The sequence below is a fragment of the Tenacibaculum retecalamus genome (assembly GCF_027941755.1).
In the GTDB taxonomy this organism is placed as follows: Bacteria; Bacteroidota; Bacteroidia; order Flavobacteriales; family Flavobacteriaceae; genus Polaribacter; species Polaribacter haliotis_B.
Genome location: NZ_CP115916.1, coordinates 1,741,845 through 1,767,876, shown reverse-complemented (window position 1 = coordinate 1,767,876; position 26,032 = coordinate 1,741,845). Strand labels below are relative to the sequence as shown.

Sequence of the window (26,032 nt, the reverse complement as noted above, 5' to 3'; positions counted from 1 at the left end):
CCTATAATAACAGACCTCACAGGTTTTTAAAACCTGTGAGGTCTGTTACTATATAGAGTAAATTTGATTGTATTTATAATTTACACTATTTTTTAAAAAAATAACGGTAATTGCGTTAGGGATTGAATGGTTTGTTTGAGCTCTTATACTTTGTGTGTATTTTTATATACACAAAGTATAAAGCGAGTAATGAAAGCCCGCTCGAACGCCCAAAATAATATTATCCTTCAAAACCTTCTCCACCATCTTGACCTCCGCCTTGTGGTCTTTCTCTTTTTTTCTTTTGATTAAAACGATACGTAAAACTTAATGATATTTGACGTTCTCTCCATTGAAATTCACCATTAGAAATTGTTGATGGGTTATCTCTACCACCATAATACGTGGTGCTTTCTCGTTTACGTGAGTTTAATAAATCGCTTACATTTAATACTAACGAGGCCTTGTCTTTTAAAATATCTTTACTAAAGGCTAAGTTTGCCATAAACATTCCGCTTCTATCACTTTGCGCGCTGTTTTGCGATTCGCGATACATTAAACGTGTTTGCCATTCAATTTTTGCAGGTAAGGTAATGCGAGCGTTAAAACGTGCAAACCAACTGTCTTCGTTAACTTCCTTTAAATTAGTTATTTCTTGTGTTCCGTCTTGTGCAGTAAATGTGTATGTAAAAGCATCAGTATTAAACTTAAAGTAGTTAAAACTTGCTGATAAACGTACTTTCTTTGTTGGATTGTAATTACTTGTAAATTCAAAACCGTAACGTTGTTCGTCATTTAAATTTAAAGGTTGACTAACAAATACATTGGTTCCGCTTCGTTCTTCAATTATAGAAACTCGTTGAATTTTATCTGTTGAAAGTTGGTAATACAAAGATGCACCTAAGTTAAATTTTCTGATTTTTGTATTGTAACCTAAATCGAATGAACTTGTGTAGGTTGGGTTTAAATCAGGATTTCCTCTAAATACATTGGTAGCAGAACTACGACTTTCAAACGGATTTAAAAACCAGTGACGTGGTCTTCTTAAACGTCTGCTATAGCCTAAAGTAACATTTTCGTTGTCGTTTAACTCATAACCAAGGTTTACTGTAGGAAACCATTCAGTATAATTTTTGTCTGATTTTTGATTGGTTGTTAATACACTTAAATCGATGTCAGTAATTTCTGTACGAAGTCCTAATAAATAAGAGAACTTATTAATTTTACTTCCGTATTGTGTATAAAAAGCATACACATTTTGCTTAAAAGTAATAGCATTTGAAGGATCGAAAGTTGCAAGAGGATCTAATAGGTTTACTCTAAAATCTGAATCTAAATCTTGTAAAGTTGATTTGTGCCCGATTTCAAACTGGCTATTTTCACCAATTGGTAATACATAATCTATTTGTAATAACTTTTCTTTAGAGTTGGTAATTTGTGAATTGTCTTCAGAAGGCGCACCATTTACGGTTACGGGAGAGTTTTCTGTTTGTTTGCTATCTCCGTATTGTAAATCGATGGTTAGTTTTTGTCCATCATCATTTAATCTGTTGGTGTAATTTATAGAATATTGTTTGTCTACACCATCTTCATCTTCATTTTCAATCCTATCTTCAGTGGTAGTTAAAACTTTATTTTCATCAAAAAAAGTTGAAATGTTAGTCGCAATGTCATTTCCATTAGATTTTCTGTAAACAAAATTACCGGTAACAGAGCTATTGTCGTTTAGGTAATATTCCATTCCGATAGAAGCGTTGAAATTTTTGTTTTTTCGATCAAAAGTTCTGTCTTCATCTCTATAGTCTTTAATAGTATTGTCACTATTAAAATTTGTGAAACTAGTTTGAGAGTTTCCTGGTCCTTTTCTGTAAGAATAACCAATGTTAGAAAATAAGTTTATTTTTTTAGTACGGTAATTTAAATTTGGTGCTACTCTTAGCATATCTGGGTTACCAGCAGTAAGATTTATAGAACCATTAAAACCTGTAATTTTTCCTTTTCTAAGGATAATATTTAAAATTCCGGCAGTTCCTTCAGCATCATAACGCGCCGATGGAGACGTAATAACTTCTACTTTTTCAATAGCATCCGCAGGAAGGTTTCTTAAAGCATCGGTACCAGTTAAACCAACTAAAGCAGATGGTTTACCATCAATTAAAATGCGTACATTTTCATTACCTCTTAAACTAACTGCACCTATAGCATCTACATTTACTGATGGTACATTGTCTAATACATCAGAAGCAGTACCACCTTTTACGGTCATGTCTTTACCTACGTTGTAAATCTTTTTATCTAAACGAATTTCAACAGTCGATTTTTCGGCAATGATTTCTACCTCATTTAAGGTTTCAGCATCTTCTGTTAAAGAAATAGTACCTATGTTTTTGTTTACTGTTAAGTTTTGAGTTCCTAAATTTTTAGTTTTAAAACCAATAAATTCAGCTTTTACAGCGTAATCTCCTTTAGGAACAGAAATATTAAAGTTCCCTTTTGTATCTGTAATTCCTCCACTAATATTTTTTGTTTTAAGGTTTGTTAAAACTATGGTAGCGTATTCTAAAGGTTGTTTGGTGTTGGTTTCTATTACTTTACCTGAGATAGAAACACTTGCACCCTGCGGTTTTTGCGCAAACATTGATAAGCTAAAAATGCAAGCAATTATAAGAGTTAATTTTTTCATTGAATTAAATAATATTTTTTATACTAAGACAACAAAGGTCTCTTAAGGTTTAGTAGGGTTGCGTTAAAATTGTGTTAAAGAAAAATTAAAGTTTAAAAAAGGAATAGTTTGAGTTTTGTACATTAGTTGCGGAAAATTGTAATTTTCATTTAAAAGATAAAAATGAATGTTTATCTATGGTGAGATTGTAATTTTTTGACGGCATAAAATTAAAATAGGTAGAAATGAAACGTAGAAAATTTATAAGGAAATTATCTGTTACTGGCTTAGGTTTAGTTACAGTATCATCAACAGTTTTAGCCTGTAAAGAAACAGTGAAAGAAGAAAAAGAAATTAGTTTCATTTCAAAATCTGTACGTCCTGTTGTTATTGCAACATGGAATACGCCACTGGCGGTTGAAACCGCAGCAGTAATTTTGAAAAAAGGAGGATCGGCATTAGATGCTGTTGAACAAGGTTGTAGAGTTGAAGAAGCGAATGAAAAAGGGAAATCAGTAGGAAAAGGCGGTTTGCCTGATAGAGATGGAAATGTAACTTTGGATGCCTGTATTATGGATGAAAAGGGAAATTACGGAGCTGTTTTAGGTGTTAAAAATATAAAACATGTAATTTCTGTAGCAAGAAAAGTAATGGAAGATACACCACATGTAATGTTGGTTGGGGAAGGAGCTGAACAATTTGCAGTTTCAAAAGGTTTTGAACGGGAAGATTTATTGACGGATGCCTCTAAAAAAGCATGGGAACAATGGAAAGTAAAATCAGAATATAAACCGATTATCAATATCGAAAATCACGATACTATTGGGATGTTAGCAATTGATAAAAGCGGAAATATTTCTGGAGCTTGTACCACAAGTGGATTGGCATATAAAATGGCTGGTAGAGTAGGAGATTCTCCAATTATTGGTGGTGGTATATTTATTGATAATGAAATTGGAGGGGCATCTGCTACTGGTTTAGGAGAAGAGGTTTTAAAAACTGTCGGTAGTTTTTTAATAGTTGAATTAATGCGTCAAGGAAAATCACCACAAGAAGCCTGTGAAATTGCCATTGGAAGAATTGTGAATAAACCTGGGAAAGAGTTTAAGAATTTTCAAGTAGGTTATATTGCTGTAAATAAGCAAGGAGAAACAGGTGCGTATTCAATTCACGAATGGTTTAGCTATAATTTGTATAAAGAAGGCAATAATAAAAACATTAAGTCAGATTATTTTAATAAAGTGAGAAGCTAGTTTTTTTAGAGAAGAGAGAAGACAAAAAAAGACGCAATTTTTAAAATTGCGTCTTTTTTAATTTTTGCCTAGAGCCTACTTATTTTTTCTTTTTTGCTTTTTGTTGTGCAGCTTGTTGTTCTTGTGCTTGTTTCATAGCACTATCTAAACGCTCACGAAACTTACTTTTAGCTTTTTCAGGCTTCTTTTTATTTTCTTCAATTTTAGCGTGAATCTTAGCTTCATCAATTACGTAATTTTTAATAATCAACATAATTACGATGGTTAATAAGTTAGATATAAAATAATATAAACTTAATCCACTTGCGTAGTTGTTAAAGAAAAACAACATCATAATAGGAGAGAAGTAAATCATATATTTCATCATTTTACCCATGTCAGGCATTCCTTCTTGTGTAGGAGCTTGCATGTTTGCTTGTTGACTTTGATTCATTTTCATGTAAAAGAAAATAGCAACTGAGGCTAATATTGGGAATAAACTTACATGATCTCCATAAAAAGGAATACTAAAAGGTAATTGATATACCATATCGTAAGATGATAAATCATTTGCCCATAAAAAGCTTTTTTGTCTGAACTCTATATTGGTAGGAAAAAACTTAAATAAAGCAAAGAATACAGGCATTTGCATTAATGCAGGGATACAACCCGACATCATGTTTACTCCAGCTTTTCGTTGCACCGCCATTGTTTCTTGCTGACGCTTCATTGCATTTTCTTTACCAGGATATTTTTTGTTGATTTCTTCCATTTCTGGACGAATAACTTTCATCTTAGCACTCGATAAATACGATTTATAAAGTACTGGCGACATGATAATACGAACAACGATCGTCATAAATATGATAATCAATCCGTAGTTACCAATAAAACCTTTTAACAGGTTAAATACAGGGTAGAATACAGTACGGTTTAAGAATCCGAAAATTCCCCAACCTAAATCAGAAATCTCATCTAAACTAGTTCCTTCATACGATTTTAATAAATTGTAATCTGTTGATCCGTAAAACCATTCCATATTATAATTTAACTCACCATTTGTTAAAGTTAAAGGTGTTTTTAAACTATAGGTTTTTGTAAAAACAGTATCTTTTTCTTCACCTGCAAAATCAACCGATTTTAAACTTGCTCCGTTAAAAGGTGTGTCTGAAGATAAAATTGTTGAAAAGAAATGTTGCTTATAAGCAACCCAATTTACATCACTTACAGCTTCGTCATCATTCATTTGTAAATAATCAACATCGCCATCAGCTTTATAATAATATGTTGAATATTGATTTTCGGTTTTTAAACTTTTTTCATGTCTAAACCCTTTTAAGTTCCAATCTAAATTAATTGCTTGAGAGCTGTTTATTACCGAATTTAATCCTTGAGAACGAACAGCAAAAGCTACACGGTAATCGTCTTTTTTAATTTCGTAACGATATTCTAAAAATTGATTTTCAGACACTTTCAGTTTCATAGAAAGTACTTGAATGTCTCCGTTTTTAGTTAAAGTAGGTGTAAATAATAAATCTTTAGTATTTAAAATACGATTATCGGTAGTTCCGAAATTAATATTAAAAGACGCGTTTTTATCTTTTACTAAATATAAAGGAAGTGAATCGTAGGTTTTGAAGTTTTTAAGTAAAGCTTCAGTAATTTGCCCACCTTTATTATCAATAGTTAATTTAACAAGGTCATTCTCTATAGAAGTAACACCTTCTTTACTAGTTGCTGCTCCGTAAGCAAAAGCACCTAGCTTGTTTTTTAAAGCAATTTGCTGTAACGAATCGTTTAATATTGGTGTTTCAGTTACGTCGTTTTGTGTAGCTGTTGTTTTAGAAACTTGTTCGGTTTGTGTAGTGTTTTCAGGAGTTACTTCTGGTTTACGAGTATTCATCCACCAAAGTAAAATACCTCCTAATAATAGCATTCCTATAAAGGAATTTAAATCAAATTTTTTTGTTCCATTGATATGTGTTATAATGTCAACTTGTCATTTTTTGTTTTTCAGTCAATTGAAAAACCCGACAAATGTAGTAAAATCCTATGTTATTTATGATGTTTTACTGTGATTAGTTTTGATAAGTATGATAGCTCAAACAGTGTTCCAACTTTATAAAAAATCCTGTAATTAAAAATTACAGGATTTTAAATTTATTTTTTAGATTGTTTTAATGAAGCTTTTATAAAACTTACAAATAAAGGATGTGGATTTAGCACAGTACTTTTATATTCTGGGTGATATTGTACACCAACAAACCAAGGATGCGTATCAATCTCAACGATTTCAACCAATCCTGTTTTTGGGTTAATACCCGTAGCTTTTAATCCAGCATTTTCTAATTGCTCCTTATATTCATTATTATATTCGTATCTATGACGGTGACGTTCGCTAATTAACTCTTTTTTATAAGCTTCAAAAACTCGAGACTCTTTTGTTAATTGGCAATCCCAAGCACCCAATCGCATGGTTCCACCTTTTTCGGTAACGTCTTTTTGCTCTTCCATTAAATTAATAACAGGGTGCGCTGTTTTTTCATTCATTTCAGTTGAAATAGCTTCTTTTAAACCTAAAACATTACGTGAATATTCAATAACTGCCATTTGCATTCCTAAACAAATTCCTAAAAAAGGAATGTTATTTTCACGTACATATTGTACAGCTGCTATTTTACCTTCAATACCACGGTCTCCAAACCCAGGAGCAACTAAAACACCGTTTAAGCCTTCTAGTTTTGAAGCAGCATTTTCGGGTGTTAATTCCTCTGAGTGAATCCAACGAACATTTACTTTTGCTTTATTTGTAGCACCAGCATGAATAAATGCTTCGGTAATTGATTTATAAGAATCGTGTAATTCTACATATTTACCAACCAAACCAATTTCAATAGTAGCGGTAGGGTTTTTATGACGCTCTAAAAATTGATTCCATGCTTTTAATTTAGGTTGTTTACGGGTAGATAAATTTAGTTTATCTAAAACCACATAGTCTAAACCTTCTTTAAACATTAAATTAGGTACATCGTAAATTGTTTCTGCGTCTAAAGACTGAATTACGTCTTGTTTTTTAACGTTGCAAAACAAAGCCAGTTTACGTTTAATAGTATCGTTAATTTCATGCTCAGAACGACATACAAGAATGTCAGGGCTTACACCACTTTGCATTAACATTTTAACAGAATGTTGTGTAGGTTTTGTTTTTAATTCACCAGCAGCAGCTAAATAAGGTACTAAAGTTAAATGAATAACAATAACGTTATCATCTCCTAGTTCCCATTTTAATTGACGTACAGCCTCTACGTAAGGTAGTGATTCTATATCTCCAACAGTACCACCAATTTCAGTTAGTACGATATCATAATCTCCAGTTTTCCCTAGAATTTGAATTCGTTCTTTAATTTCATCAGTAATATGTGGTATTACTTGTACCGTTTTCCCCAAGAATTCTCCTTTACGCTCTTTGTTTATTACAGATTGATAAATTTTACCAGTAGTAACATTATTAGCCTGTGAAGTAGGTATGTTTAAAAAACGCTCGTAATGCCCCAAATCTAAATCGGTTTCAGCACCATCATCAGTAACATAACATTCACCGTGTTCATACGGGTTTAATGTTCCTGGATCTATATTTATATATGGGTCTAATTTTTGAATGGTCACAGAAAAACCTCTTTGCTGTAATAGTTTAGCTAAAGATGCAGCAATAATTCCTTTTCCTAGTGATGAAGTTACGCCTCCTGTTACAAAAACGTATTTAGTGTTGTTCATGGTATTGTTAGGTTTGGGCAAAAATAAGAAGTCTAGCTATTCGAACAAATAAAAAAGTGAAAAAAGATATATAAAAATTTACTATTTTTGCCACGTAAAAAAATATTAGAAAAAAGTAAAACTAGTATTTGTTAAACAAAAAAACTGTTGTATATTTGCCCACGCTTTTAGCAGACGGAATTTCATAAAAGCAACGTATAATTAAAGACCATTTTTAAAAATATAAATAATGCCGAAAAGAACTTACCAACCATCGAAAAGAAAAAGAAGAAACAAACACGGTTTCAGAGAAAGAATGGCATCTGCTAATGGACGTAAAGTACTAGCAAGAAGAAGAGCTAAAGGAAGAAAGAACTTAAGTGTATCTTCAGCTCCAAGACCAAAAAAATAATGATTAACAATTGTTAATATATTAGGTGTTACTATTTTTTAGTAACACCTTTTTTTATATATACTTTTTTTATTTTTGACAACAACACAACACAACAATTAAGATGCCTAAAAATCAAAACCTTAAATCTATTTTAATAATCGGATCAGGACCAATTGTTATTGGACAAGCCTGTGAGTTTGATTATTCTGGAACGCAAGCTTTGCGTTCTTTACGCGAAGACGGAATTGAAACTGTTTTAATCAATTCGAACCCAGCAACAATCATGACCGACCCTACAATGGCCGATCATGTTTATCTTTTGCCTTTAAATACAAAATCGTTAATTCAAATTTTAAAAGAGCATCCAGAAATTGATGCCGTTTTACCAACAATGGGTGGTCAAACAGCATTAAATTTATGTATTGAAGCTGACGAAAAAGGAATTTGGAAAGATTTTGGAGTAGAAATTATTGGTGTTAATATTGATGCTATTAATATTACAGAAGATCGTGAGAAGTTTAGAAACTTGATGATAGATATTGGTATTCCAATGGCACCTCAAGCGACAGCTACTTCTTTCTTAAAAGGAAAAGAAATTGCACAAGAATTTGGATTTCCTTTAATTATTAGAGCATCCTTTACTTTAGGTGGTGAAGGAGCTTCTTTTGTTTATAAAGAAGAAGACTTTGATGCTTTGTTAACTCGCGGATTAGAAGTTTCTCCTATTCATGAGGTAATGATTGATAAAGCACTTATCGGTTGGAAAGAATACGAGTTAGAATTATTAAGAGACGCGAATGATAATGTAGTTATTATTTGTTCTATTGAAAATATGGATCCGATCGGAATTCACACAGGAGATTCTATTACGGTAGCTCCAGCAATGACACTTTCTGATAAAACATTCCAAAAAATGCGTGATATGGCAATTCATATGATGCGTAATATTGGTGATTTTGCTGGTGGATGTAACGTTCAATTTGCGATTTCTCCTGATGAAAAAGAAGACATAATAGCAATTGAAATTAATCCACGTGTATCGCGTTCTTCTGCTTTAGCAAGTAAAGCAACTGGATATCCGATTGCGAAAATTGCCGCTAAATTAGCTTTGGGTTATCATTTAGATGAATTAGATAATCAAATTACAAAATCTACATCAGCATTATTTGAGCCAACGTTAGATTACGTTATTGTAAAGATTCCACGTTGGAACTTCGATAAATTCGAAGGTTCAGACAGAACTTTAGGTTTACAAATGAAATCTGTTGGTGAAGTAATGGGAATTGGACGTTCGTTTCAAGAAGCATTACATAAAGCAACACAATCTCTTGAAATTAAACGTAATGGTTTAGGTGCTGATGGAAAAGAAAATAAGAATTACGAAGAAATTATAGAGAAATTAACTTACGCATCTTGGGATCGTGTTTTTATTATTTATGATGCTATTAAAATGGGAATTCCGTTGAGTAAAATCCACGAAATTACGCAGATTGATATGTGGTTCTTAAAACAATATGAAGAATTACACGAAATAGAAAAAGAAATATCTAAATTCAGTGTTGATACACTTGATAGAGATTTGTTATTAGAAGCAAAACAGAAAGGATATGGAGATCGTCAGATTGCACATATGTTACAATGTTTAGAAAGTGAAGTATATAAGAAAAGAGAAGAGTTAAATATTAATAGAGTTTATAAGTTAGTAGATACTTGTGCGGCAGAATTTAAAGCAAAAACTCCGTATTATTATTCAACTTTCGAAAGTGATATTGTAACTAAAGAAGGTGAAACAGTTATAGCTAACGAAAGTGAAGTTACACCAAAAAAGAAAATTATAGTTTTAGGTTCAGGACCAAACCGAATCGGACAAGGAATTGAATTTGATTATTGTTGTGTTCATGGTATTTTAGCAGCTGCAGAATGTGGTTACGAAACGATTATGATTAACTGTAATCCAGAAACGGTCTCTACCGATTTTGATACCGCAGATAAATTATACTTCGAACCTGTTTTTTGGGAGCATATTTATGATATCATCAAACATGAAAAACCAGAAGGAGTTATTGTTCAATTAGGAGGGCAAACTGCTTTAAAGTTAGCAGAAAAGTTAACGAAATACGGAATTAAAATTTTAGGAACCTCTTTTGAAGCCTTAGATTTAGCAGAAGATAGAGGAAGTTTTTCAGACTTGTTAAAAAACAATAATATTCCGTATCCAGAATTCGGAATTGCAGAAACTGCGGATGAAGCTTTGGCTTTGGCAGATGAATTAGATTTTCCGATTTTAGTAAGACCTTCTTATGTTTTAGGAGGACAAGGAATGAAAATTGTTATCAACAAAGAAGAATTAATAGAGCATGTTGTTGATTTATTAAGAAGAATGCCTGGTAATAAATTATTATTAGACCATTATTTAGATGGAGCCATTGAGGCAGAAGCAGATGCAATTTGTGATGGTGAAAACGTGCAAATTATCGGGATTATGGAGCATATTGAGCCTTGTGGAGTGCACTCTGGAGATTCAAATGCAACATTACCAGCCTTTAATTTAGGTGATTTAGTATTGCAGCAAATAAAAGATCATACAAAAACAATCGCTTTAGAATTGAAAACAGTTGGTTTGATTAACGTTCAGTTTGCAATTAAAAACGATATTGTTTATATTATTGAAGCAAATCCAAGAGCATCACGTACAGTTCCTTTTATAGCAAAAGCTTATAAACAGCCTTATGTAAATTATGCGACTAAGGTAATGTTAGGAGAAAAGAAAGTAACAGATTTTGATTTTAATCCTCAGTTAGATGGTTATGCAATAAAACAACCTGTATTTTCATTCAATAAATTTCCGAATGTAAACAAACAATTAGGACCTGAAATGAAATCGACAGGAGAAAGTATTCTGTTTATTGATGATTTAAAAGATGATCAGTTTTACGATTTGTATTCAAGACGTAAAATGTATTTAACAAAGTAAGTTTTGTCAAAATAAATTTAAAAGCCTATCAATAATTATTGATAGGCTTTTTTTTAACAAGAAATTAACCAGTTGTATATGCAACTAAATAATGTTTTTACGTTAATTTTGTATTCAATAGTAAAGATAAATATGGGGATTGAAAATACAATAGCACCTTGGTTGGGAAAAACTATGAAAATGATTGAAAATCATGTTCACGACCTGTTTTATGAACATAATATTTGTTTGACAAAAATACAATGGGTTTTTTTAAAAAAAGTACAAGAAAAAGACGGTGTAGCACAACAGGAATTAGCATTTTTAACAGGCAGGGATAAGACATCGTTGACTAGGTTGGTAAATACGATGGAAAAAAAAGCTTTAGTAGCTAGAATTCCGTCTAAATTAGATAGGCGAATTAATAATATTCATATTACTAAAAAAGGGGAGAGTTTATTTAAAGAAACACTGCCGTTAATGGAGCAATTTGTAACATCATTACAAGAAAATATATCCGAAGAAGAAATTACACAAACAATAAGTGTTATCAAAAAAATACAAGAAAATTTAAAAACTAAAACTAGTTAAAAGTTGTAATTGCAACTAAATATATAAGTCATGAGAAAATTAATCATTGTAGGAGCTGGAGTTGTTGTACTTGGATTATCATTTGTAATCTCTAATCTTTTAAAAGATAGTAAAGAGATTCCTGTACAGAAGGTTACAAAAGTAGAAAAAACGGTCTTTGTTAAAGAAGTTAAAAATGGTGATGTTGCTATTACTATTACTGCGAACGGAAATTTGCAAGCTAAAAATAAAGTAGATATCTACTCAGAGGTTCAGGGGGTTTTACGTCCTACATCAAAGGCTTTTAAAGCAGGTGTATCTTATAAAAAAGGGCAAACATTGTTACGTGTTAATAGTCAAGAGTTTTATGCATCAATTCAATCTCAAAGAAGCTCATTACAAAATTTGATAGCATCGATTATGCCAGATTTACGATTGGATTATCCAGCTTCTTTTGAAAAATGGAATACATACTTAAAAAACTACGATATAAATAAAACGGTACAACCACTTCCTAAAACAAGCTCAGACAAAGAAAAGTATTTTATAACGGGTAAAAATATATTTACCTCGTTTTATAATTTAAAAAATTTAGAAGCGAGATTAGGAAAATACAATCTTAGAGCTCCTTTTAGTGGTGTAATTACTGAAGCTTTGGTAACTAACGGAACTTTAGTAAGAGTTGGACAGAAAATGGGAGAATTTATAGATACTTCAGTTTTCGAATTGGCTTTATCTGTTAATGGTGGTTTTGCTGATATTTTACAAGTTGGAAAAATAGTTACGCTTCAAAATTTAGAGAAAAATAAAAATTGGTCAGGAAAAGTAGCTAGAATTAACGGGAAAATAGACCAAACTACCCAAACCGTTCAAGTTTTTATAGAAGTAAAAGGAAAGGATTTAAGAGAAGGAATGTATTTGGAAGCAAATGTGCCTGTAAAAAAAATGTCTGAGGCTATTGAAATAAATAGAAAATTATTGATTGAAAACAAAGCCGTATATGTTATAAAAGATAATGTATTAGATTTAATAGCAATTAACACTGTGCATTTTAACGAAAATACGGTCATAATAAAAGGTTTAGATAATGGTATGAAATTGGTTTACAAACCGGTTGCAGGTGCGTATGTAGGGATGCCTGTTAAAATATTTTCTGAAACAACTAACACTGCAAAAAAATAGGATATGAAAAAAGTAATCGCATATTTTATAAAATACCCAGTGGCGGTAAATATCATTATTATTGCCTTTGTAGTATTAGGAACTTTTGGATTCTCTTCTTTAAAATCGTCTTTTTTTCCGTTAACGGATGCTAAATTCATCAATATAAACGTAGCATATCCGGGAGCTTCTCCTCAAGAAATGGAAGAAGGAGTGGTGTTAAAAATTGAAGATAATTTAAAAGGATTGGTTGGGGTAGATCGAGTTACTTCTACATCATCAGAAAATTCAGCTAGCATTTCAGTAGAAATATTAAAGGGTTATGATATTAATGTGGTTTTAGCAGATGTTAAAAACGCAGTAGATAAAGTGCCTAATTTTCCGTCGGGAATGGAGCCCGCGGTAGTTGCTAAAATTGAAAAAATTGCAGAAACGATTAGTTTTGTGGTTACAGGAGATAAGGTTCCTTTAAAATCATTAAAAAATATTGCAAGAGATATAGAAAATGATATCCGTAGGATAGACGGAATTTCTCAAATTTCGGTTTCAGGATATCCAGCAGAAGAAATTGAAATAGCTGTTAAAGAAAATGATTTAAGAGCATACAATTTAACATTTAATGATGTTGCAAGAGCAGTTTCTACAGCAAATATTTTAACATCAGGTGGTTCTGTAAAAACTGTTGCAGAAGAGTATTTAATCCGTGCAAATAATCGTTCGTATTATGGTGATGAGTTAGATAATTTGGTAGTAAAAGCTGATGCTTCAGGAACAATAATTAGGTTAAAAGATGTTGCTACAGTAAGAGATATTTGGAATGAAACACCGAACAGGAATTTTTATAACGGAAATTTAGCGGTACGAATACAAGTAAGTAACACCAATAACGAGGATTTATTAACTTCAGCTAAAAAAATAAATACTTATATAGAGAAGTTTAATAAAGAACATGAAAATATAAAGATTGAAATCACAAGAGATTCATCAATAACCTTAAATCAGCGTACCGAGTTATTGTTTAAAAATGCATGGCAAGGAATGTTGTTGGTAATGTTATTTTTATCGTTGTTTTTACGTCCGAGATTAGCATTTTGGGTAGCAGCAGGTTTGCCTGTAGCATTTTTCGGAATGTTTATGTTGGCGGGATATTTTAACATCACTATAAACGTATTGTCATTGTTTGGTATGATTATCGTTATCGGTATTTTAGTAGATGACGGAATTGTAATTGCTGAAAATATTTATCATCATTATGAAAAAGGAAAAAACCCGATTAGAGCTGCGATTGACGGTACGATGGAAGTGGTGCCACCAATTATATCGGCAATAACCACTACGGTTTTAGCCTTTTCGGTATTCTTTTTCTTAGAAGGAAATATAGGAGAGTTTTTTGGAGAAGTAGCTACTGTGGTTGCACTTACCTTAATCCTTTCGTTGGTAGAAGCATTAATTATTTTACCAGCACACGTTGCACATTCAAAAGCATTAGATAGAAATCAGAAATTGTATGCATTTAATAAATATGCAGAAGATTTTATGGATTTTATGCGTGATAAATTATATGCACCAGCATTACGATTTGTTTTAGATAATAAGTTCTTTGGATTGGTAATTCCGGTTGCTTTATTTATGATTACCATAGGTGCATTTCAGGGAGGAATTATAAAAGGAACTTTTTTTCCGTCGATAGCGAGTGATCGAGTATCGGTAAATTTAACCATGCCACAAGGAACTAATGAAAAAATTACAGATAGTATTATTTCTGTAATTGAAGAAAAAACATGGGAAGTTGAAAAAGAATTTACAGAAAAATATGCAATTACAGAGGAACCCGTAATTGAAAATGTTTTGAAACAAATTGGACCAGGTTCGGCAAAAGCATCACTAAGAATAAACTTATTACCAGGTGAAACAAGAACCTTTACTTCTAGAGAAATTACTAACGAAATTCGTAAAAGAGTAGGAACTATATATGGTGTAGAGTCGTTAACTTTTGGTTCGGGAGGTAATTTTGGTGGAAGTCCGGTTTCAGTATCATTATTAAGTAACAATATCGCTGAGTTAAAAGCGGCTAAAACCGAATTAAAATCAGAGTTAAATAAAAATCAAAATTTAAAAGATGTAACTGATAATGATCCGCAAGGAATCAAAGAAATTAATATACAATTAAAAGACAATGCTTATTTATTAGGCTTGAATTTAAATGAGGTAATGTCGCAAATTAGAAGTGGTTTTTTTGGTAGACAAGCGCAGCGTTTCCAAAGAGGACAAGACGAAATTAAAGTTTGGGTTCGTTATGATAAAAATGAACGATCATCAATAAAAAATTTAGATGATATGCGAATCTCTACACCTACTGGTAATAGAATTCCATTATCGGAAATAGCAACTTATAAAATTGAACGTGGAGAAATATCGATCAACCACATAGCAGGGCAACGAGAAATTAAAGTAGATGCTGATATGAAAGATGCGCAAGGAAGCGCTACAGATGTTTTAGATGATATTAAAGCTCGAATAATGCCTGAAATCAATGCAAAATACCCATCGGTAACAGCATTGTATGAAGGGCAGAATAGAGAAGCATCAAAAGTTTCAAGTTCGGCAGCATTGGTAGGACCTGTAATTTTATTGCTGATTTATATTGTAATTGTATTTACATTTAGATCGTACGGACAGCCATTTATGTTACTAATTATGGTGCCTTTTAGTTTAATAGGAGTTGCATGGGGGCATTGGTTTCATGGTTTTGCGGTAAATATATTATCTCTTTTAGGAATTATAGCTTTGGTAGGAATTATGGTAAATGATGGCTTGGTACTAATAAGTAAATTTAATAGTTATCTAAAAGAAGGAATGGAGTTTGAAGAAGCTTTATTTGCAGCAGGAAAATCTAGATTTAGAGCTATTTTCTTAACAACAATTACTACAGTTGCTGGTTTGGCGCCTTTAATTTTAGAAACAAGTCGTCAAGCACAATTTTTAATTCCGATGGCAATTTCTATCGCATACGGAATTATGATTGCTACTTTTTTAACCTTATTAACTTTACCCGTATTGTTATCAATTGCTAATTATTCGAAAGTATATACAAAATGGTTATGGGAAGGTAAGAAGCCAAAAAGAGAATCGGTAGAAAGAGCTATAAAAGAACTAGAATCAGAAAATGCTGAAGAAGCGTAGTAAAAGAAAATAAAGATGAAAACAACCTATTTAATTATTGGATTCCTGTTTGTAAATGTTTCTTTTTATGGACAAGAGATATTATCAAAAGAAAAAGCGGTAGAAATTACCTTAGAAAATAATTACGACATACGAGTTACTAAAAACAACTTAGAAACAGCTAAAAATAATAAGAGTATCTATAATAGTGGTTATTTGCCAACGGTAGTAGGAAACGCCGGTGCCACCTATAGTAACAACGATTCTGATAATGAATTTAAAAACGGAACGATAAACTCGGTTACCGGAGCAGAATCTAAAGGATACAATGCATCTGTAGGATTAAATTATACTATTTTTAATGGATTTAACAGGCAAAACACGTTTAAACGCTTAAAGGAATCGTATAATTTAACAGAATTACAAGCACGACAAGTAATTGAAAACACCTTAACCACATTATTTTTGGCGTATTATGAAGTAGGTAGATTGACAGAAAATGAAACAGCGCAAAAAGAAACGTTAGCAATTTCTAAAAGACGTTTACAAAGAGCTATTTATAGTTTTGATTACGGTCAAAACACAAAATTAGATGTTTTAAATGCTGAAGTTGATGTTAATAATGATAGCATTACTTACATAAATGTAAAAAGACAATTAGCAAACTCAAAAAGAGATTTAAATGTGGTTTTAGGTAGAAGTGTAAATACGCCAGTAATTGTAAATACAAATGTTACTTATACGGTTGATTTAAATTTAACAGATGTATTAGCAAAATCAAAAACAAATAATGCGAATTTATTGCAAGCAAAAAAGAACATTGAGTTACGACAATTAGATATTAAGATTAATAAAGCGGGCTGGATGCCAAATGTAGGTTTAACAAGTTCGTATGCTTGGAGTAAAAGTAACAACGATGCAGTAAATGATTTTAGTCCGATTTCTAATACAAGAAAAGGATTAAATGCAGGTGTAAATTTGTCTTGGAATATTTTTGATAGTGGACGTACCAAAACCAATGTTACCAATGCTAAAATAGCGTTAGAAACACAAGAAATTCAGAAATTACAACAAGAAGAGCGTTTAGAAAGAGATGTAAACAATGCATGGGAAACCTATCAAAATGCCTTATTTTCGTTACAAGTTCAAGAAAAAAATGTAATAACTAATAAGCTTAATTTTGATAGAACTAATGAACGTTATAAATTAGGACAAGTTACTTCGATTGATTTTCGTCAGGCACAAGTAAATTTAATAAATGCTGAATTAAGTGTAAGTAATGCAAAATATACTGCAAAAAATGCCGAATTACAATTGTTGCAATTAGCAGGAAGTTTATTAGACAATAAGAACTTTTAGAAATAGAATTTTAACATAAATAGATGAAAATCCGAAGTTAGCTAACTTCGGATTTTTATTACTCAAAAACAGCAATGGCTCTTACAGGAGAACCTGTTCCACCTCTTATTTTTAGTGGTAAACCAATAAATCTAAATCGTCCTCTTCCGATTAATTTATCAAGGTTTATCATATTTTCATAATGTGTAAACCCCATGTTTCCACAAATATGATGCACTTCTTTATTTGATATCTTGGGTATACCTGGCGACATTGTTTCTACACCAAATGCGGCAATTTTTTGTTCACCTAACCAAGTAGCACATTCTACTGTAATTCCTGGACCTTTACCCCAGTTTTCAGTATTAAAATGTTTTTGATAATGGTTGGTACACAAAAGAACGGTATCACCTTTTTTAATAGTTAAATTACTTTCTTTTAGTTTGTCTATTACTTCAGTTGAAGTTATTAACTCTTGTAAGTTTTTATGAGAGAAATCTAAACAAATCCCTTCCGTATAAAACATAGAAAGTGGCATTGTGTCAATAGATTTACCAATATGTTTGGCTTCCATATGGTTTAAAGCATCTACGTGAGTTCCGGTATGTTCGCCCATTTCTAGTTTATAAACCGCAGGAGTTTTTGTTGTTGGGTTTTTAATTCCGTCCCATTCTTCGTGCGTGTTATGAACTGTCATTTTTACTTGAGGAAGACTTTTATAAACTGGCATTCCTTCAAATATTTCTTGACTTAAATCAATAATTTCAGGCATAAACTATAATTCAATTTTTACATTATAATTTTCTAATTCTTTAACATAGTTATGTGGGGTAAAATCTTTACTATCAAATTCATCTTGACGTTTATTTTTCATTTCAATACGTTTTATCGCTTTTAAAAAACGACTCACCTCAATATCATTTTTTACAATTAAACCAGGAACTTCAATACTTTTTCCTTCATCATCTTTGGCAACCATGGTAAAGTAAGAAGAATTACAATGTTTTTTTTCTCCTGTTCTAATATTTTCGGCATCAACACGAACACCAACAACCATAGAAGTTCGTCCGGTATAATTTACAGAAGCTTTCATTGTAACTAATTCGCCAACTTCAATCGGACTCAAAAAATCTACTGTATCAACCGAAGCAGTAACACAATACTCGCCAGAATGTTTAGAAGCACAAGCAAAAGCGATTTGATCTAATAATGATAAGATATAACCTCCGTGAATTTTACCACTAAAATTGGCATGCGAAGGAAGCATTAATTCAGAAATTGTAATATATGTTTCTGCTACGTGTTTGTGTTTTTTAGTGCTCATCTGCTGATTTTAATCCTCTAAAATGTGGTGAAACCTCTTCTTCTACCTTTGTTATAAAATATTTGGTATCTCCTAACCAAAGTAAAGTGTCGTAACGTTCTTTGTAGGTAACTTTTACGTAACGACCTTGAAATTTTTGTAAATCGGTAATTACTTGTTGTTTTTGATCTTCAACTGAAAAAGAAAAAATTTGCGAGCCAGAAATACCTTGACTAATTTCACCTTCCCATGTTTTTATAAGTACGCCTTTATAACTAATTTTTATCAATTCACCAGAACGAACACCTTCGCTATAAGGAACATAATATATAAATGCGTAATATAAGCTAGCGATTAATAAGATAACGCCAATAATAAATGCTAATATTTTTTTCATAAAACAAAAGTAATATTAATATTTAAACTTGCAGAAAAATAGTATATAGTTAAGCGTTAAAAGTATAAGCAAGTTATATATTTAAATGTTGTTTGTGAGGGTTTTTAAGTCGTTTATACTATTTGTATTGTTTTTTAGCTGTTTTAATATGAAATAATAGCCGTTTGTTCTGTGTATAATTAAATAGCAATATTTTATATTTGTAAAAATTAAAAGCATAAGATGAATTACATTTTATTTGATGGAGATGTACGTAATGCATTATTACCATTTACATATACTAAGCCTGTTGCCGATATTAGAGTAGGTATTTTAACAATTAGAGAAAAATGGGAAAAACACTTAGGTTTAACAACCACTACTGTAACTGAAGAATATTTAGAAGAAAAATATCCGATGGTTGAAATGGAAAAAAACGTGTTGTTAAATGCCTCTTTTTTACCTACTGAACCATTAATTGAAATGGTAAGAAGTTTAACTAAAAATCAAGCAATTTTTAAAGGCGAAGATGTGATTGCTTTTTATACGGTTGATTCACAAGAAAAGGTAGATTTTGCATCTTATGAGCAATTAGAGTTTGAGGGAGAAGTAATTCAAATAACAAACACATGGGATATTTTTTCATTAAATGATAAAGCAATTAGAGCTGATTTTGATTTAATTACTGAAGGAAGAACATCAGAGCCTATTCCAGAAACAGTTAACTGTATAAATAAAAAGGATATATTTATTGAAGAAGGAGTAAAGTTGTCGTTTGCAACCTTAAACGCTACTAATGGACCAATATATATAGGTAAAGATGCTGAAATTATGGAAGGTGTTCTTGTTAGAGGAGCATTAGCTATGTGTGAAAAATCAGTGCTAAAAATGGGAGCAAAAGTTTACGGAGCAACTACTTTAGGACCATATTGTAAAATAGGAGGTGAGGTTAATAACTCTGTTTTAATGGGATACTCTAGTAAAGGGCATGAAGGGTATTTAGGGAATTCAGTGATTGGTGAATGGTGTAATATAGGTGCTGATACTAACAATTCTAATTTGAAAAATAATTATGCTGAAGTAAAATTATGGAGTTATGAAACGGAACGTTTTGCTAAAACAGGATTGCAATTTTGTGGATTAATGATGGGAGACCATTCTAAATGCGGAATCAATACCATGTTTAATACAGGAACAGTTATAGGAGTGTCAGCGAACATCTTTGGTACTGGTTTTCCAAGGAACTTTGTACCTTCTTATAGTTGGGGAGGAGCAGCTGGTTTTACAGAATATAAAACAAATAAAGTTTTTGAAGTAGCCGAGGTAGTAATGAAAAGGAGAAATATAGAGTTCGATGAAAAAGAAAAGAAAATTCTTGAACATGTTTTTGAAGAAACAAAAAAATATAGAAACTACTAGTAAAAAGGATCACAATATTGTGGTCTTTTTTTTATTTAAAAAGAAACTCTAAAAACTAGGTTTGGATTGATTCCCAAAGAAAGTTTATCAATCTTCCCTAATTCAAAAGTTATTGTATTGTCATTATTAAGAATAGGTATTGCAGTGTAGGATCTACTAATAATATTTTTTTGATTATAGATGTTTAGGATGGAGAAGCCAAGTTTTCCTTTCCATTTCTCAGAGAAACTAAACGAGTAAGTAATCGATCCATCTAAACGGTGATATTTTGGTAAACGGTTTGAGTTTATATGGTCAGTATCTAAAACAATCAGAAGACTTCCTGTATTAGTATCCGTTTTCAACTCTAAGGCTTTCGTATACGGGTTTCCTGATCTGTGGCTCCATCCTAATGAAAACTCATAATTTTTATACTTAAAAGCATGTGACCATGAAAAATAATTGGTAATATCATGGTTTGCAGGAAAAAAGGTGTTTTCTAAATCTAGAAATTTAAATTGATTTTTGGTATATGAATAATTTATCCAAGTTCTGTAATTTTTAAACTTTTTATTGATAAGTAAATCGATACCAAAAATTTTACCTTCTCCGTTAGAGAAATCTGTAGTCTGATCATTATAACCTCTCGTTTGTGAAGTCATACCGCTTACGCTTTTAACATAAGTATCAAGATCTATCTTCCATTTGTTTTTACTAAAAAGTATTCCAGAAGAAATTTGAAAACTTTTTTGAAGCGGGATATCATCGTTGTTTACTTGAGCCCATATCTGATTTTCTAAATCAAAACCTAAACTAGAAGTTTGAAATTCTATAATTTGCCCTAATGTTTGATGCTTTTGTTCTAATGATGCTTTAAAATTTAAGTCAGTAGTAATTTTTTTTTCGAGGTATAAACGAGGCTCTACAACTAGTTTGTTTATCTTATCAAAATAATTGAATCGTACACCAGTGTTTATTTTCCACTCATTCGTATCATAGATGTATTCTGTAAAAAGAGAATGAGTATTGTTAGTCCCTTTATCTTTTTGAACAGCATTTGTAATGTTGTTACCTTCTAAATTAGTATTGTGTTCTAATAAATATTCAGTTTCATTTGATAAAAAATCATAACCAAACAAAAAATTGGTTCGTTCATTTCTTTGGTAATTTAAGCTGTAAGAAAAACCAAAATCATTTACTGAATTGTTTTTTATTGATTGTTGAATCAGGTAGTTATCTATATAATTATAATTACCATAATAACTCAAGTTAAAGCTAGAAAAATAAGTTTTGAAATTTTGAGTTAATTTAGGATTCAACTCTTTTTCCCATAAAAAACTTAGTCCATTATTTTTAATACTTAAATCATCTTTATAAAGATCCTTGTAAAGAGGAATTTTGAAACTATATGATAATTTATTTGTAGTATGTAAAAAGCTTAAAGATAAAGTTTCTTTAACGGAAGGCTTGTATATTAGTTTAGTTGAGTAATCAGAAAAATAAAAATGGTTATCTCTATCGAAAGAAATATTTTTAGTTAATATATTTCTTTCTTGATTCGCATCAATTGTCTGAAAAACTCTATTTGATAGTTTATTAAAAGTAAAGGTATCAAAAACATCAGTAAAAGAACGCCTAAATGAAGTTGTTAACGCTAATTTATTAGAAAAAGGAACGCTAATGTAAGCATCAGCATGTGTCATGTTAAAACCGAATCCTCCTGTTGTTTTCTTTGGGATGTTATTTTCTGTTTTAATATCTATTACACCTGCTATTTTATTTCCGTAACGAGCCTGTGTACCACTTTTTGAGAGCGTTATTTTTTTTGCTGTATATGGATTAAAGGCAGAAAGCATTCCGAAAAAATGCCCAGAATAGTACATTTTTATACCGTCCCAGAAAATTAAATTCTGATCAGGAGTACCACCTCTTATATAAATACCAGCAGCAGTTTCATCTGGGCTTTGTACGCCTGGTATTATTTTTAAACTTTCTAAAACATCTGGTTCTGTTAAGCCTGGTAATACTCCAAGTTGTTGAGGTAAAATTGTGATGGAACCGTTTTTGTTTTTATTAATACCAGAGGTAACATAGTTGTCAATTAAAACTTCTTTTAAAAGGTTGAAGTTTTCTTTTTTTCTAAGAGGGTGATAAAGTAGTACTTGTCTGTTATTTTGTTGAATTTAAGAAGTGTTTTATCTTCTATTTCTTCAATAAAATTTTTAAGTGTACACGTTTTTTTATTGAATGAAAATAGTATGTTTCCTGTAATATAAGCATCAAAAGAAAACTTAACATTAAAGTTGGTTTCTGCTTTTTTTAATGCAGTTAATATTGGGGTATTATAAAAAGCAATGTCTATTTTTTTTGAGAAAAAACAGACATTGCTAAGCATATAAAAAAAATACTTAATTTTTTATTCATTAGATATTAATACGACTGAACTATTATCTGCTAATTTAAATGAAATTTTCATAGGAGCAAAAACAGTTTTCAATGCGATATTAACATTATTGTGTGTAAAGGTACCTGTAAAACGTTTATTAGTATCTACTTTATTGGTATTAATTTTTAAGTTATATTGTTTTTCTAAAGCTAAAATTACTTTATTAAGAGGCGTGTTATTAAAGCTACTTTCATTATTTAACCATGAAGGTTTTTCTTTGTGAAAATTCCAATTTTCTTTTTTGTTTTTATAGCTTCTAAAAGCTTTTCCTTTAGTTAAAAAAATGGTGTCATTGTTTTTAGAAGTTACTTTTACTTTTCCTTCAAAACACTGTATTTCAAAGAAGTTTTTTGAAGTGTTTACTGTAAATTTAGTACCCAGTACAACAACATTTCCTTCGTTTGTGTTTACTGTGAAATGTTTTCCTTTTTCAACTTCAAAATAAGCAGTTCCAACTAATGACAATGACCTATCCTTGTTCCAATTATTTTTATGAAATTTTAAATTAGAAGAAGGAAAAAGGTGTACGATAGAATTATCAGGTAACTGAACAACTGTTTGCTCTCCATAAGTTGTTGAAAAACTAGAAGGACTATCATTATTTAAATAAAAGATAGTTAAAAGTAAAACAACTGAAGCGGCTGCACTATAAAACCATGCTGGAGTAAGTTTTATAATTTTTGTTGATTTCTTTTGTTGTTTTATTTTTACTGAAATAGCATTAAAGACATCCTTTTTATTATAATCTGGAGCAATTAGTAGTTCAGTAGCATCATTAATTTTTTTAAATTGATGATATTCTTCAGAATTTTTAAACTGTTTTAACTCTTCAACAGATAAATCGTTTTCGATCCATCGAGCTAAAAAAGTCTCATCTGTATAATATTCTTTTTTCATGTTATATTTTTCACGCTAGTACTATAAGAACAACTAAAAAGTTAATTACCCTACTTACTGTTACTATTTATTAAATTTTGCCTATTTGTTCTTTTAGAATTAGTAAAGCTTTACTCATTCTTTTTTCTACAGCTTTTACCGATATGCCTGTTATTTCAGCGATTTCAGTATATTTTTTTTTATCAATACGACTTAAAAGAAAAACTTCGCGTTGTTTTTCTGGCAAATCTGCTATTGTTTTTTTTAGTTTTTGATAAAATTCTTCTTCTTCTAAAATAAATTGTGGAGTTTCTATTGTTCTGTCAGGAGTAAGGCTTCTTCTTTGATGTTCTAAAACTACTTTTTTATGAGCAACTTCGTTTAAAAACCGATTGTTTGCAACGGTGTATAAAAATGATTTAGCTTTTTCGAATATTACTTTATTACAGTTGTTCCAAAGTTTTATATAAGCTTCTTGAGCAATATCTTCCGCCTGTTGCCTACTACCACATTTGTAATAAATGTAATTTCTTAGGGATTGAGAATGTTTGTTAAAAATTTCTTCAAATTTTTTTTGCTCACAAACAGATTTTAGGGGAATTTTATTCACAAAGTTTTTTTACTGATAAAGGCAAAAGTATAAAATTGAAATTAAGAATTGCCAAAAAAAACAGATAACTACATTAGTATTTTTTATAGATTGGTAGTTTTAGATGAGATTTTTCATAATGTGGTGTTTTTTTATAGATATAATATAATTGAGCGTAAGTGTTTTTAGCAAAATTTATATCATTTTTAATTTTATCGTCAAACTCGTTTTTAATCTTCGGATTGTCTTTTAAAAATTGTTCAGCAACATCCTCAAAAACATAAGATGAAAAACCTTCTTTTTGCTGTAAAATGGTGTCAAAAAAGTTCCAGTTAAAAAACGAATCTGTAGCAGCTGCTTCTAAAGTTTCAATAATGTATCGAATTCCTTTTTGCTGTGTAGAAATATAAATATCTCCTTTTTTAAATTTAACAACAGCTAAGGTTTCTTTAACAGTGGTATTATAATGCAAGTAATGTCCTTCGTAAGCTGATTTTCTAGTATCAAAATTAGCAATGTGTTGAGTTGCAACATTTATAAGTGTGTCGCTCTTAAATCGAGTAAATTTAATGCTGTTATTTTTTAACCTCTCTATAATTTTATGCCAACCTTGTTGTAAAATATAAGCTTTTGGAATGTTTATTGTTTTGGTAGCTTTAAAATTATTGTAATAAGTTGTTTTTTTAGTGTATGGCTTATTTTTATCATAAAACAATCGTTTTCCGTTGGTTACTTTGCTATCAATATAGGTGCCTTCGTAACCTTTAAAATTTAATGTTGTAGGACTTTCTTTATCCGCAGTAAAAACAATTGGATATGTTTTTTTTATTAATAAGTCTTCCAAATTTTTTTTCGTAATTCTTTAATTTTTAAAGAGTTATTTTCTGTGAAATCTAAGGTAGATAATAGTAACTCATAGGTTTGTGTTACTCTAATTTTATAAGGCTTTAACATGTGTGTTTCTACCATTAATCCTAAAGTGTTAAACAAGGTTGTGTAGCCAGTTGAATATCTTGGAGAATCGTAAAATTGAGACCATCCTTTTTCAGGAGTGTTTCCCCATACGTTTACATAAGGTGTAATTGGTATTTGTTTTTTAGTTAAAGAATGTTCAATATATGGGCGCATTTCAGTTTCTAGAAAATGACCAAGTTTACCACCTAATTTATTGTGTTGGGTAAATAAATGCGTAATAGCATATTGGTAATCGGCACCGTTACTTACATGGTTATCTATAAAAACATCCGGATTTACAGTGTGAAAAATCTCCGAAAAAGCAGCGGAATTTTTAGTGTCTTGCTTTATAAAATCACGATTTAAATCGAAATTACGTGCATTTCCTCTAAATCCATATTCTTTTGAACCATTTTGATTGGCTCTTGTATGTGAGTTTCTATTTAAAGCACCGCCAATATTATAAACAGGAATTACACATATTAATGAATTCTTATAAACTTGTTTTAAAGAATCATTCTGAACAATATCTCGTAAAAGTAACATAGAAGCGTCAATTCCATCAGATTCACCTGGGTGAATACCATTGTTGATTAAAACCCTATTTTTTGAGGAGTTTTTCAAATCTTTTAAATTGATTTTTCCATCATTATTATAAACGATTAAATGAAGCGGTTTCCCAGAGTCTGTAGTGCCTATTTCAAATAAAGATATTTCAGTATAGGTTTGTGCTAAGTTCTCGTAAAAAGAAATTACATCTTCGTATTCAGGAGTTTCAGTTCCGTTTGAGGTTTCAAATAATGTTGTGAAATTGTAGGTTTCTTTTACTGTTTTTTGTTTGCATCCGAAGGAAATCAACAATAAAAGTAGGAGTGTTTTTTTCAAA

19 protein-coding genes are annotated in these 26,032 nt (G+C 30.8%); 8 read left to right on the top strand and 11 right to left on the bottom strand.

Annotated elements, in window-relative coordinates; all coding sequences use genetic code 11:
* Positions 1-220 precede the first annotated feature (220 nt).
* Positions 221-2,662 carry a TonB-dependent receptor domain-containing protein gene (locus PG912_RS08300; RefSeq protein ID WP_275687162.1) on the bottom strand — a complete coding sequence of 814 codons (2,442 nt, stop codon included), beginning with the start codon at positions 2,660-2,662 and terminating at the stop codon, positions 221-223.
* A gap of 224 nt (positions 2,663-2,886) precedes the next feature.
* Between PG912_RS08300 and PG912_RS08295 the strand changes: the two genes are divergently transcribed.
* On the top strand, positions 2,887-3,894 hold the full coding sequence (locus PG912_RS08295) for an isoaspartyl peptidase/L-asparaginase family protein (RefSeq protein ID WP_275687161.1): 1,008 nt from the start codon (positions 2,887-2,889) through the stop codon (positions 3,892-3,894).
* Between the two features lie 79 nt (positions 3,895-3,973).
* On the opposite strand, the gene yidC is transcribed toward PG912_RS08295, so the two are convergent.
* Both yidC and PG912_RS08285 read right to left on the bottom strand, forming a co-directional pair.
* Positions 3,974-5,809 carry a membrane protein insertase YidC gene (gene yidC / locus PG912_RS08290; RefSeq protein WP_408648386.1) on the bottom strand — a complete coding sequence of 612 codons (1,836 nt, stop codon included), beginning with the start codon at positions 5,807-5,809 and terminating at the stop codon, positions 3,974-3,976.
* Between the two features lie 224 nt (positions 5,810-6,033).
* Positions 6,034-7,647: a CTP synthase gene (locus PG912_RS08285; protein WP_275687160.1), complete on the bottom strand. Its 1,614-nt coding sequence runs from the start codon at positions 7,645-7,647 to the stop codon at positions 6,034-6,036.
* A 229-nt stretch (positions 7,648-7,876) separates the two neighbouring features.
* On the opposite strand from PG912_RS08285, the gene rpmH reads away from it, so the two are divergent.
* The 6 genes from rpmH to PG912_RS08255 all read left to right on the top strand — a co-directional run bounded on the left by rpmH (position 7,877) and on the right by PG912_RS08255 (position 17,225).
* Complete coding sequence (gene rpmH / locus PG912_RS08280) at positions 7,877-8,038, top strand: 50S ribosomal protein L34 (RefSeq protein ID WP_058884776.1); 162 nt, start codon at positions 7,877-7,879, stop codon at positions 8,036-8,038.
* A gap of 103 nt (positions 8,039-8,141) precedes the next feature.
* A complete protein-coding gene (carB, locus tag PG912_RS08275) occupies positions 8,142-10,994 on the top strand; it encodes a carbamoyl-phosphate synthase large subunit (protein ID WP_275687159.1) in 2,853 nt (950 codons plus the stop codon).
* 78 nt (positions 10,995-11,072) lie between these two features.
* Positions 11,073-11,564, top strand: a complete 492-nt coding sequence (locus tag PG912_RS08270) for a MarR family winged helix-turn-helix transcriptional regulator (RefSeq protein WP_275687158.1) — start codon at positions 11,073-11,075, stop codon at positions 11,562-11,564.
* Between the two features lie 30 nt (positions 11,565-11,594).
* The gene (locus PG912_RS08265; RefSeq protein WP_275687157.1) at positions 11,595-12,725 is read left to right on the top strand and encodes an efflux RND transporter periplasmic adaptor subunit; all 1,131 of its coding nucleotides are present in this window, start codon (positions 11,595-11,597) and stop codon (positions 12,723-12,725) included.
* Between the two features lie 3 nt (positions 12,726-12,728).
* A complete protein-coding gene (locus PG912_RS08260; RefSeq protein WP_275687156.1) occupies positions 12,729-15,887 on the top strand; it encodes an efflux RND transporter permease subunit in 3,159 nt (1,052 codons plus the stop codon).
* Between the two features lie 15 nt (positions 15,888-15,902).
* Positions 15,903-17,225: a TolC family protein gene (locus PG912_RS08255; RefSeq protein ID WP_275687155.1), complete on the top strand. Its 1,323-nt coding sequence runs from the start codon at positions 15,903-15,905 to the stop codon at positions 17,223-17,225.
* A 58-nt stretch (positions 17,226-17,283) separates the two neighbouring features.
* Here the strand turns inward: PG912_RS08255 and PG912_RS08250 are convergent, their stop codons facing one another.
* Genes PG912_RS08250 through PG912_RS08240 form a run of 3 tightly spaced genes read right to left on the bottom strand, consistent with a single transcriptional unit; the run spans position 17,284 to position 18,904 of the window.
* Positions 17,284-17,976 (bottom strand): cyclase family protein, encoded by a 693-nt coding sequence (locus PG912_RS08250; RefSeq protein ID WP_275687154.1) that lies wholly within the window; start codon positions 17,974-17,976, stop codon positions 17,284-17,286.
* A gap of 3 nt (positions 17,977-17,979) precedes the next feature.
* Positions 17,980-18,528 (bottom strand): acyl-CoA thioesterase, encoded by a 549-nt coding sequence (locus PG912_RS08245; RefSeq protein WP_275687153.1) that lies wholly within the window; start codon positions 18,526-18,528, stop codon positions 17,980-17,982.
* On the bottom strand, positions 18,518-18,904 hold the full coding sequence (locus PG912_RS08240) for a 6-phosphogluconate dehydrogenase (RefSeq protein ID WP_260585452.1): 387 nt from the start codon (positions 18,902-18,904) through the stop codon (positions 18,518-18,520). The genes PG912_RS08245 and PG912_RS08240 overlap by 11 nt, the downstream gene beginning before the upstream one ends.
* 222 nt (positions 18,905-19,126) lie before the next feature.
* On the opposite strand from PG912_RS08240, the gene PG912_RS08235 reads away from it, so the two are divergent.
* A complete protein-coding gene (locus tag PG912_RS08235) occupies positions 19,127-20,302 on the top strand; it encodes a GlmU family protein (protein ID WP_260585453.1) in 1,176 nt (391 codons plus the stop codon).
* A 35-nt stretch (positions 20,303-20,337) separates the two neighbouring features.
* On the opposite strand, the gene PG912_RS08230 is transcribed toward PG912_RS08235, so the two are convergent.
* The 5 genes from PG912_RS08230 to PG912_RS13685 form a co-directional block, all read right to left on the bottom strand.
* Positions 20,338-22,329 carry a TonB-dependent receptor plug domain-containing protein gene (locus tag PG912_RS08230; RefSeq protein ID WP_275689030.1) on the bottom strand — a complete coding sequence of 664 codons (1,992 nt, stop codon included), beginning with the start codon at positions 22,327-22,329 and terminating at the stop codon, positions 20,338-20,340.
* Between the two features lie 368 nt (positions 22,330-22,697).
* Positions 22,698-23,624, bottom strand: a complete 927-nt coding sequence (locus PG912_RS08225) for a FecR family protein (RefSeq protein WP_275687152.1) — start codon at positions 23,622-23,624, stop codon at positions 22,698-22,700.
* Positions 23,625-23,694: 70 nt separating this feature from the next.
* Positions 23,695-24,213 (bottom strand): RNA polymerase sigma factor, encoded by a 519-nt coding sequence (locus tag PG912_RS08220; protein WP_275687151.1) that lies wholly within the window; start codon positions 24,211-24,213, stop codon positions 23,695-23,697.
* Positions 24,214-24,286: 73 nt separating this feature from the next.
* Positions 24,287-25,036: a hypothetical protein gene (locus PG912_RS13690; protein WP_333780643.1), complete on the bottom strand. Its 750-nt coding sequence runs from the start codon at positions 25,034-25,036 to the stop codon at positions 24,287-24,289.
* The gene (locus tag PG912_RS13685) at positions 25,021-26,031 is read right to left on the bottom strand and encodes a M14 family metallopeptidase (protein ID WP_333780642.1); all 1,011 of its coding nucleotides are present in this window, start codon (positions 26,029-26,031) and stop codon (positions 25,021-25,023) included. Before PG912_RS13685 ends, PG912_RS13690 begins: the two co-directional genes overlap by 16 nt.
* Between the last annotated feature and the right edge of the window lies 1 nt (position 26,032).

Coding starts and splice junctions, on each gene's coding strand:
- PG912_RS08300 (WP_275687162.1), bottom strand. CDS start 2,662: ATGAAAAAATTAACTCTTATAATTGCTTGCATTTTTAGCTTATCAATG.
- PG912_RS08295 (WP_275687161.1), top strand. CDS start 2,887: ATGAAACGTAGAAAATTTATAAGGAAATTATCTGTTACTGGCTTAGGT.
- yidC (WP_408648386.1), bottom strand. CDS start 5,809: ATGCTATTATTAGGAGGTATTTTACTTTGGTGGATGAATACTCGTAAA.
- PG912_RS08285 (WP_275687160.1), bottom strand. CDS start 7,647: ATGAACAACACTAAATACGTTTTTGTAACAGGAGGCGTAACTTCATCA.
- rpmH (WP_058884776.1), top strand. CDS start 7,877: ATGCCGAAAAGAACTTACCAACCATCGAAAAGAAAAAGAAGAAACAAA.
- carB (WP_275687159.1), top strand. CDS start 8,142: ATGCCTAAAAATCAAAACCTTAAATCTATTTTAATAATCGGATCAGGA.
- PG912_RS08270 (WP_275687158.1), top strand. CDS start 11,073: ATGCAACTAAATAATGTTTTTACGTTAATTTTGTATTCAATAGTAAAG.
- PG912_RS08265 (WP_275687157.1), top strand. CDS start 11,595: ATGAGAAAATTAATCATTGTAGGAGCTGGAGTTGTTGTACTTGGATTA.
- PG912_RS08260 (WP_275687156.1), top strand. CDS start 12,729: ATGAAAAAAGTAATCGCATATTTTATAAAATACCCAGTGGCGGTAAAT.
- PG912_RS08255 (WP_275687155.1), top strand. CDS start 15,903: ATGAAAACAACCTATTTAATTATTGGATTCCTGTTTGTAAATGTTTCT.
- PG912_RS08250 (WP_275687154.1), bottom strand. CDS start 17,976: ATGCCTGAAATTATTGATTTAAGTCAAGAAATATTTGAAGGAATGCCA.
- PG912_RS08245 (WP_275687153.1), bottom strand. CDS start 18,528: ATGAGCACTAAAAAACACAAACACGTAGCAGAAACATATATTACAATT.
- PG912_RS08240 (WP_260585452.1), bottom strand. CDS start 18,904: ATGAAAAAAATATTAGCATTTATTATTGGCGTTATCTTATTAATCGCT.
- PG912_RS08235 (WP_260585453.1), top strand. CDS start 19,127: ATGAATTACATTTTATTTGATGGAGATGTACGTAATGCATTATTACCA.
- PG912_RS08225 (WP_275687152.1), bottom strand. CDS start 23,624: ATGAAAAAAGAATATTATACAGATGAGACTTTTTTAGCTCGATGGATC.